Origin of the sequence: Streptomyces sp. NPDC060198 (genome assembly GCF_042728415.1) — a bacterium.
Classification (GTDB): Bacteria; Actinomycetota; Actinomycetes; order Streptomycetales; family Streptomycetaceae; genus Streptomyces.
The window spans coordinates 1-7,198 of sequence record NZ_JBHWZJ010000356.1 but is presented as its reverse complement, the minus strand read 5'-3'; the positions used below and the strand labels follow the sequence as shown (position 1 = coordinate 7,198).

Genomic DNA, 7,198 nt, shown 5'->3' with positions numbered 1-7,198 from the left:
CGCACACCAGCGGGGGCGGGGCGGCCGTTTTGCTGCACGGCCCGGGTCAGTAGCGTGCGGCGTCGGTCACGAACGCGGCCCAGGCATGTGGGGCCAGGGCGAGTGTCGGGCCGGTGTGCTGCTTGGAGTCGCGTACGTGGACGGTGCCGGGGGAGGCGGCCACCTCTAGGCAGTCTCCGCCTTCGGCTCCGCTGTGGCTGCTCTTGTACCAGCGCAGCTCTGCGGCGGAACTACCCGTGGTGACGTGGACGTTCATACCTCTCCCAGCTGTTTCTCGATGAAGCCCAGGGACTCACGCGGGTTGAGAGCCTGGGCTCGGATGATCCCATAGCGGGCCGACAGGGCGCGGACCTCCGCCCGCTCGGTCACCAGTGTGCTCCGGCCCTGCACTTCGAGATAGCCGACTGACTCGCCGTGCTGCGGGGTGAAGACGGTGAACGGTCCGTCCACGCCCGCGTTGTCCTCGCGGTCGGCCGGCATCACCTGGATCTCGACATTGCGCTTCTGCCCGATCAGCAGCAGATGTTCGAGTTGGCCGCGTCTCGCCTCGCGGCCGCCCAGGCCCCGAGTGATGACGTACTCCTCCATCACGAAGCTGAGCAGCGGAGCGGGCCAGCGGTTGAAGATCTCCTGCCGTGCCTGCCGCGCTGCCACCCGCTGTTCGATGGTGGCCTCGTCGAGCAGCGGACGCCGCTCCTTAAGCAGCGAGCGGGTGTACTCCTCGGTCTGGAGTGGCCCGTTGACCACCAGGGTTTCGTAGCCGGAGAGTTCCGCCGCTTCCGCCTCCAGCTTGGCCGCGTCCCGGAAGAAGGCCGGATACTGGGCGCGCGCCACTTCCTCCTTGCCCGCGCTCAGCACCCCGTTGGCCCGCAGGACCTCGTCCACCTGATCGATGAACCTCGGTGGCGGGATGCGCCGTCCTTGCTCGAACGCGGCGATCGTGGAGGCGGAGTATCCGGTCAAGGTGCCGAGCTGGGCGCGTTCCAGACCGGCCGCCGCCCGGAACAGTTTCAACTGGCGCCCGAAGACGGCCAGGATGCCCGTCCCGCTCTCGTACGCCTCGGGTGGTTGCTGCTGCTCCGGCATGACGCCTGCCTCCACGATCGTTCCGCCCTGCCTCCTCACGCTCCGTCGCGTGTACAGGGTGACCGTCGCCGCGTACAGCCCCGGGCCGTGAGTGCGTCGGTCCTGGTCAAGATGTGCGGACGCGGCCAGGGTTCTCCTCATGAACGAAGCAATTGCCCATCCCGGGGAAATGGTTGAAAACCGCACTCCAACAAGGGAGTTCACCATGCGGTTCACCTCGACGCCGCGCGGTGCCCCGTTGTCCCGTTGGCTCGTCTCGCTCCGGCTCCACGAGTGGGGGCACCCCTGGGCTTCGGAGACGAACGACACCCTGTCCCTCATCGCCGCCGAGCTGACCGCGAACGCGGTGCGTCACGGGCGGGTGGCGGGCCGGGACGTCCACGTGCGGCTCACCGAGGTGGGCAGCACCCTGCGGGTGGAGGTGACGGACACCCGCACCGAGCGGTGCCCGGCACCCGGTGAGCCGCGCGAACCGGCCCTGGACGAGGAGTCGGGCCGGGGGCTCCTGCTCGTCTCCCGGCTCGCCGACCGCTGGGGCGTCGCGCCCCGACCGGGAGCGCCGGGCAAGACGGTGTGGGCGGAGGTGTGCGGGGAGAAGGGCCCGCCCGGCACCGTCTGACCGTGCGCCGTCAGCTCTGCTCGGTCTGCTTCTCTCCCGCCGGCTTCGCGGGCAGCTCGCCCGCCCGGTCGACCACGCCCCAGCCGGTCCGGGCCAGGCTGGAGAGGAGGGTCCCCGACTCCCCGTACGAGGTGTCCTCGGTGAGGTAGCTGCGCGAACCGAGGAAGGAGAGGTCGGTCCGGTCGAAGACCCACTCGGTCCGGGTGCCGTACCGGGTGTCGTCACGAGCGATGCCGAGCCCGTGCCGCCCGAGGGCGTCGGCGGCCTGCGGGGCCTCGACCACCCCCGGAAGTCCGGCCGCGGCCTCGTACAGGGCGGCAGCGGTACGGGGCGGCATCACCGCGGTCAGCAGGTCGCCGATCCGGTCGAAGACGGCTTGGGCGCGCTCCTGGTCCGGGGACTCGGGGGTGTGCGCGTAGAGGTACGTGAGGAGCTTCTCGGGGTCGGTCGGGAGCGAGCCGAGCCAGGCGTAGGTGGGACGGCTGAGCCCGGCGGGCGTGCCCTCCGTGTCGCCCAACTCCGCGTTGATGGCGAAGGTTTCCCCGCCGGTCCGGACCAGGCCGAGCTTCTTCAGCGGACGCGGGTCCTGGGCGGCCCACTCCTCGCGCTCTTCCAGCGGGCCGACCACCGCCTTCCCGCTGGTGAGGTCCGCTCCCCGGACCGTGGAACGGATGTAGAGGAACTGGTCGTCGCGGACGGCGGGCACACCGGTGCGCAGCGCCACCGCGGAGATGCGGTGCAGCAGGGCCGGGCCGCCGTGTCCGCTCGCGCCGGCGGCGGGCGAGGCGGACGCCGCCGGCCGGTCCGGGCCCGGGGCGACGGCGACGGCGGTGACCACCACCCCGGCGAGGGCGAACGCCGACACCGGTACGAGCAGGGCGGGGCGGAGGAGGCGGCGACGGGCCGACCGTTCGGGCACGTCGGTTCCGGGGGCGGTGGTGGTGTCGCTCTGTTCGGCCGTGTCGCGGTCGATGAGGTTCATGAGCAGTTCCTTGTGGTGGCGGTGCCGCTCGGGGGAGAGCGCGTCCACGTCCGGGGCCGGCAGCAGCCGGGCGATCTCCCGGGCGTCGGCGTCCGGCATCCGCCGGAGGCCGCGCCGGTCCCGGGACAGGCCGGTGTGGTCGTGGTTCATCGGGTCTCCTCCCGTACGGGCAGGGCCGTGAGTACGGCCGTACCTGTCACCTCTCCGCGAGTGCCGCGCGGTTCCCGTTCCTCTTCCACGAGCCGGGCGAGTCTCTTGCGGGCGCGCGAGAGGCGCGAGCGCACCGTCCCGACCGGCACCCCGAGAGCCTGCGCCGCCTGCTCGTAGTCGAGGCCGGACCACACGCACAGGGAGAGCACCTCCCGTTCGTGCCGTCGCAGCTTGCCGAGCGACTCCCGGACGGCCCGCAGCTTCTGTGTGTCGTCGAGGCGGCCCACGGTCTCCGGGGCGAAGTCCGGCACCACTTCGGGTCTCGGCCCGCGGGCGAGGAAGGCGATGCGGCGGCGGGCTCCGCGCCGGGCGTTCTCGCACTTGTGGGTGGCGATGCCGAGGAGCCAGGGGAGCAGCGGACCGCCCTCCTCCGTCACGGTCTCCCGCCGGCGCCAGGCGGTCAGAAAGGTCTCCGACATGATGTCCTCGGCGGCCGACGGGTCGCCCGTCAGCCGCAGAGCGTGCCGGTGGACCCGGGGCGCGCACTCCTCGTACAGCTCGGCGAACGCCTCGCGTTCACCCGCGCGTACGCGTCGGCGCAGGTCGTCGTCTTCTTGTTCCCTCACACCTGTCACCTCTCCGCGGCACGGGCCGGGTTCCTGTGACCTGGGTCATGCCGACTCGCCACGCGTACGCGCGCGACCGCCCCCGGCGTGGTGCGGTGCCGGGGGCGGCCGGGCGGGAGCGGGGTGCGCTCAGCGCAGCTGCTCGTACGCGGGCAGGGTGAGGAAGTCCGTGTAATCGGTGTCCAGCGCCACTTGGAGCAGCAGGTCGTGGGCCTGCTGCCAGCGCCCGGCCGCGAAGGCCGCCTCGCCGATCTCGGCGCGGACGGTGGCGAGTTCCTCGGCGGCGACCTTGCGGGCGAGGTCGGCGGTGGCGTGTTCGCCGTTCTCGAAGACCACGTCCGCGTTGATCCACTGCCAGATCTGCGAGCGGGAGATCTCCGCCGTCGCCGCGTCCTCCATGAGGCCGAAGATGGCGACCGCGCCCGTGCCGCGCAGCCAGGCCTCGATGTAGCGGATGCCGACCGCGACCGCGTTGCGCCAGCCTTCGTAGGTGGGGCGGGCGTCCAGGGTGTCGACGGCGATCAGGTCGCCCGCCGCCACCGAGACGTCCTCGCGGAGCCGGTCCTTCTGGTTCGGCTTCTCGCCGAGCACCGCGTCGAAGGAGGCGAGGGCGATCGGGACCAGGTCCGGGTGGGCGACCCAGGAACCGTCGAAGCCGTCGGCGGCCTCACGGTCCTTGTCCGCCTTGACCTTCTCGAACGCGACCTTGTTGACCTCGGCGTCGCGGCGCGAGGGGATGAAGGCCGCCATGCCGCCGATGGCGTGCGCGCCCCTCTTGTGGCAGGTGCGGACGAGGAGTTCGGTGTACGCGCGCATGAACGGGGCCGTCATCGTGACCGCGTTGCGGTCCGGCAGCACGAACTTGGTACCGCCGTCGCGGAAGTTCTTCACGATGGAGAAGAGATAGTCCCAGCGCCCGGCGTTGAGGCCGGAGGCGTGCTCGCGCAACTCGTAGAGGATCTCCTCCATTTCGTAGGCGGCGGTGATCGTCTCGATGAGGACGGTGGCGCGGACCGTGCCCTGCGGGATGCCGACGTACTCCTGGGCGAAGACGAATACGTCGTTCCAGAGCCGGGCCTCCAGGTGGGACTCCGTCTTCGGGAGATAGAAGTACGGGCCCTTGCCGAGGTCGATCAGCCGCTGCGCGTTGTGGAAGAAGTACAGGCCGAAGTCGACCAGGGCTCCGGGGACCGGGGTTCCGTCGAGCTGGAGATGACGCTCGTCCAGGTGCCAGCCGCGCGGGCGGGTGACGACGGTCGCCAGCTCCTCGGCGGGCCGCAGGGCGTACGCCTTCCCGGACCCCGGGTCGGTGAAGTCGATGCGGCGCTCGTAGGCGTCGATCAGATTGAGCTGCCCGAGGACGACGTTCTCCCAGGTGGGGGCCGAGGCGTCCTCGAAGTCGGCGAGCCAGATCCGGGCGCCGGAGTTGAGCGCGTTGACCGTCATCTTCCGGTCCGTCGGCCCGGTGATCTCCACCCGGCGGTCGTTCAGCGCCGCCGGTGCGGGCGCCACCCGCCAGGAGTCGTCGGCGCGGACGCCGGCCGTCTCGGGCAGGAAGTCCAGGGTGGAGGTGCGGGCGATCTCGGCACGGCGCTCACTCCGGCGGGCGAGGAGCTCGTCGCGGCGGGGCGTGAACCGCCGGTGCAGCTCGGCCACGAACGCGAGGGCCGCGTCGGTCAGCACCTCCTCCTGCCGGGGCAGGGGATCGGCGTCGACGATGGCCAGCGGGGAGGGCGCGGGTGCGGACATGAGCTGTCACTCCTTCAGCGAGCGGGCGAGCGTGCGGGTGGTTTGCGGGCGGGACGCCGGGTGTGCGGGGGCCTGCAAGGGTCCCCGTCCGGCCGTTTCTTCTGGCTAGTGGATAATAGTTTCCTCATGGTGGAACCTCAATGGTTCGCAGGCGTCGCGCGCGGCGAGGCGAACCCTGCGGGCTGCGGCCCAGGCCTCCTCGGCGGCGGTGCGAACATGTGCGTCATGGCAACTACGACGGTCCGAGGGCTGGTCCTGCCCGCCCGGCTGACGTCCCTCATCGAGCGCGGTCTCTGGCAACACCCGGGCGATGCCGTACTGGCGGAGGCCGTTCCGTGGTTCGAGGACCCGCTGGCCTTCGTGAGGGACCCGGAGCAGATGATGCACGCGTCCCGGTCGCTGGACATGTTCGCCGACGATCCGCACTCCGGCTTCTTCGGAGTGGGACGAGGAAGCCGGTCGGACGGCCCGCTCGACCTGCCGTGGCTGGACGCCGACCAAGCCGTGCTGATCGCCATCACGCGCGATCCTGGTGACGACGGCGCCCTCGCGCTCGACTACCGGACCGACCCTTCGGACCCACGGGTCGTCGGCACCGATTTCTGGACGGACGAAACCGATCCGTGCCGATGGCGGGTCGTGGCACCCGCCTTCTCCGTATTCGCCGAACGCCTGGGCCTGGGCCTGTAGACCCTGGCCAGTGCCGCGCGCTGCGCGGCCCGGACTCCGCGTCGCCGCGGAAGCGGAGGGGAGAGGGGCACGGGGACGGGGTGCCGCAGCGGCTCCTCACCGGTCCTTCAGGCGAGCCAGGTCCTCCGGGGTGTCGATGTCGTACGGCTGTGCCACGTCCCCGCACTCGACGAGCGTGAGCGCATCCCGGTGCTCCCGCAGGTAGGCGCGGGCTCCCTGGTCGCCCGTGGCTCCCGCCGACACGCCCGTCCAGTGGTCCGCGCCGAGGAGTACCGGGTGGCCGCGCGTGCCGTCGTACGAGGCTGCCGCCAGGCCCGCACGCGAGGTGTGGGCCGCACGGACCCGGGACACCGCCTCGGCGCCGATGCCGGGCTGGTCGACGAGAAGGACGAGCGCCGCGTCCGCTCCGGTCCCCGCGAGTGCGGTCAGCCCCGCGCGCAGCGAACCGCTCATGCCCCGCTGCCACTCCGCATTGACCGTCACCGCGCATCCCGCGAGCGACGCCCGGGACCGTACCTTCTCGGCGGCGGCGCCCAGGACCACCACGATCCGGTCACAGCCGCCGTCGCGAAGTGATCGAATCGCGTGTTCGACCAGCGGGCGTCCTCGGTACGTGAGGAGCGCCTTGGGCCGGCCGCCGAGGCGCCGACCGCCGCCGGCGGCCAGCAGTACCCCGGTGACCAGGGAGTTCTTCCGTACAGGGACCATATGCACTGGATACCACCGACACTCCGTCGAACGTGCTCGCACACGAGAAGTCGGGGTCACTCTCGGGGGTAACCCCGATTTCTCGTCACGGAGTGGCGCCGGCCACCCCCGATGGCGTTAACTTGCCTCCACTCCGGCGCACTTGACCATGCGCCGGGGCGCGAAAGGCAGACGGCACGATGGCGTGCGAGGGGGAGTGCATTGTTGCGAAGTGTGGAGCAGAAGCGGGTGACCGGGAGCGGTGAGGACCCCAGGGTCACGGAGTTGCGGACAGCGGTGTCCCGGCTCCGTCGCGAGCTGGCCGGTCATCCCGCGGAGTTCTCCGACCGGGGGATCGCGGACGAGGAACTGGCCGCGCTGGACGCCATGGCGTCCGGCGGAGTGCCCGAGATTCCCCGGCTCCGCCGTTCCCTGCTGCTGATCGCGGGGGCGATCGGCTCGGTGAGCGCGTTGGCACCCGGCCTCCGGGCGGTGCGGAACGCGGTGGATCTCTTCGGGGAGCCGCCGCGCGGGTGACGCGCCACGCGGACGGGCCTCGAAAGCGTACGGCGGGCCGCCCGCGAGTCGTGCGCACGTCGTATACGGGAG

9 protein-coding genes are annotated in these 7,198 nt (G+C 71.6%); 3 read left to right on the top strand and 6 right to left on the bottom strand.

Going from position 1 to position 7,198, the window contains the following annotated elements:
* Positions 1-46: 46 nt before the first annotated feature.
* A complete protein-coding gene (locus ACFWEP_RS29055) occupies positions 47-256 on the bottom strand; it encodes a DUF397 domain-containing protein (protein WP_387374398.1) in 210 nt (69 codons plus the stop codon).
* The gene (locus ACFWEP_RS29050) at positions 253-1,086 is read right to left on the bottom strand and encodes a helix-turn-helix domain-containing protein (protein WP_387374396.1); all 834 of its coding nucleotides are present in this window, start codon (positions 1,084-1,086) and stop codon (positions 253-255) included. The genes ACFWEP_RS29055 and ACFWEP_RS29050 overlap by 4 nt, the downstream gene beginning before the upstream one ends.
* A 205-nt stretch (positions 1,087-1,291) precedes the next feature.
* Between ACFWEP_RS29050 and ACFWEP_RS29045 the strand changes: the two genes are divergently transcribed.
* The gene (locus ACFWEP_RS29045) at positions 1,292-1,705 is read left to right on the top strand and encodes an ATP-binding protein (RefSeq protein WP_387374394.1); all 414 of its coding nucleotides are present in this window, start codon (positions 1,292-1,294) and stop codon (positions 1,703-1,705) included.
* Positions 1,706-1,715: 10 nt separating this feature from the next.
* On the opposite strand, the gene ACFWEP_RS29040 is transcribed toward ACFWEP_RS29045, so the two are convergent.
* The 3 genes from ACFWEP_RS29040 to aceB all read right to left on the bottom strand — a co-directional run bounded on the left by ACFWEP_RS29040 (position 1,716) and on the right by aceB (position 5,212).
* A complete protein-coding gene (locus tag ACFWEP_RS29040) occupies positions 1,716-2,837 on the bottom strand; it encodes a CU044_5270 family protein (RefSeq protein ID WP_387374392.1) in 1,122 nt (373 codons plus the stop codon).
* A complete protein-coding gene (locus tag ACFWEP_RS29035; protein WP_387374400.1) occupies positions 2,834-3,439 on the bottom strand; it encodes an RNA polymerase sigma factor in 606 nt (201 codons plus the stop codon). Before ACFWEP_RS29035 ends, ACFWEP_RS29040 begins: the two co-directional genes overlap by 4 nt.
* A gap of 153 nt (positions 3,440-3,592) precedes the next feature.
* Entirely contained in the window at positions 3,593-5,212 is a 1,620-nt protein-coding gene (gene aceB, locus ACFWEP_RS29030; RefSeq protein ID WP_387374390.1) for a malate synthase A, read from the bottom strand.
* Between the two features lie 225 nt (positions 5,213-5,437).
* On the opposite strand from aceB, the gene ACFWEP_RS29025 reads away from it, so the two are divergent.
* Positions 5,438-5,902 carry a hypothetical protein gene (locus tag ACFWEP_RS29025; RefSeq protein WP_387374388.1) on the top strand — a complete coding sequence of 155 codons (465 nt, stop codon included), beginning with the start codon at positions 5,438-5,440 and terminating at the stop codon, positions 5,900-5,902.
* A 96-nt stretch (positions 5,903-5,998) separates the two neighbouring features.
* Here the strand turns inward: ACFWEP_RS29025 and ACFWEP_RS29020 are convergent, their stop codons facing one another.
* Positions 5,999-6,610, bottom strand: a complete 612-nt coding sequence (locus ACFWEP_RS29020) for an NTP transferase domain-containing protein (protein WP_387374386.1) — start codon at positions 6,608-6,610, stop codon at positions 5,999-6,001.
* A gap of 201 nt (positions 6,611-6,811) precedes the next feature.
* Between ACFWEP_RS29020 and ACFWEP_RS29015 the strand changes: the two genes are divergently transcribed.
* On the top strand, positions 6,812-7,126 hold the full coding sequence (locus tag ACFWEP_RS29015; protein WP_387374384.1) for a DUF5955 family protein: 315 nt from the start codon (positions 6,812-6,814) through the stop codon (positions 7,124-7,126).
* Positions 7,127-7,198 lie beyond the last annotated feature (72 nt).

Bases quoted from the DNA above. Each gene is read 5' to 3' on its own strand.
- ACFWEP_RS29045 (WP_387374394.1), top strand. From the start codon at position 1,292: ATGCGGTTCACCTCGACGCCGCGCGGTGCCCCGTTGTCCCGTTGGCTC.
- aceB (WP_387374390.1), bottom strand. From the start codon at position 5,212: ATGTCCGCACCCGCGCCCTCCCCGCTGGCCATCGTCGACGCCGATCCC.
- ACFWEP_RS29040 (WP_387374392.1), bottom strand. From the start codon at position 2,837: ATGAACCACGACCACACCGGCCTGTCCCGGGACCGGCGCGGCCTCCGG.
- ACFWEP_RS29020 (WP_387374386.1), bottom strand. From the start codon at position 6,610: ATGGTCCCTGTACGGAAGAACTCCCTGGTCACCGGGGTACTGCTGGCC.
- ACFWEP_RS29055 (WP_387374398.1), bottom strand. From the start codon at position 256: ATGAACGTCCACGTCACCACGGGTAGTTCCGCCGCAGAGCTGCGCTGG.
- ACFWEP_RS29025 (WP_387374388.1), top strand. From the start codon at position 5,438: ATGGCAACTACGACGGTCCGAGGGCTGGTCCTGCCCGCCCGGCTGACG.
- ACFWEP_RS29050 (WP_387374396.1), bottom strand. From the start codon at position 1,086: ATGCCGGAGCAGCAGCAACCACCCGAGGCGTACGAGAGCGGGACGGGC.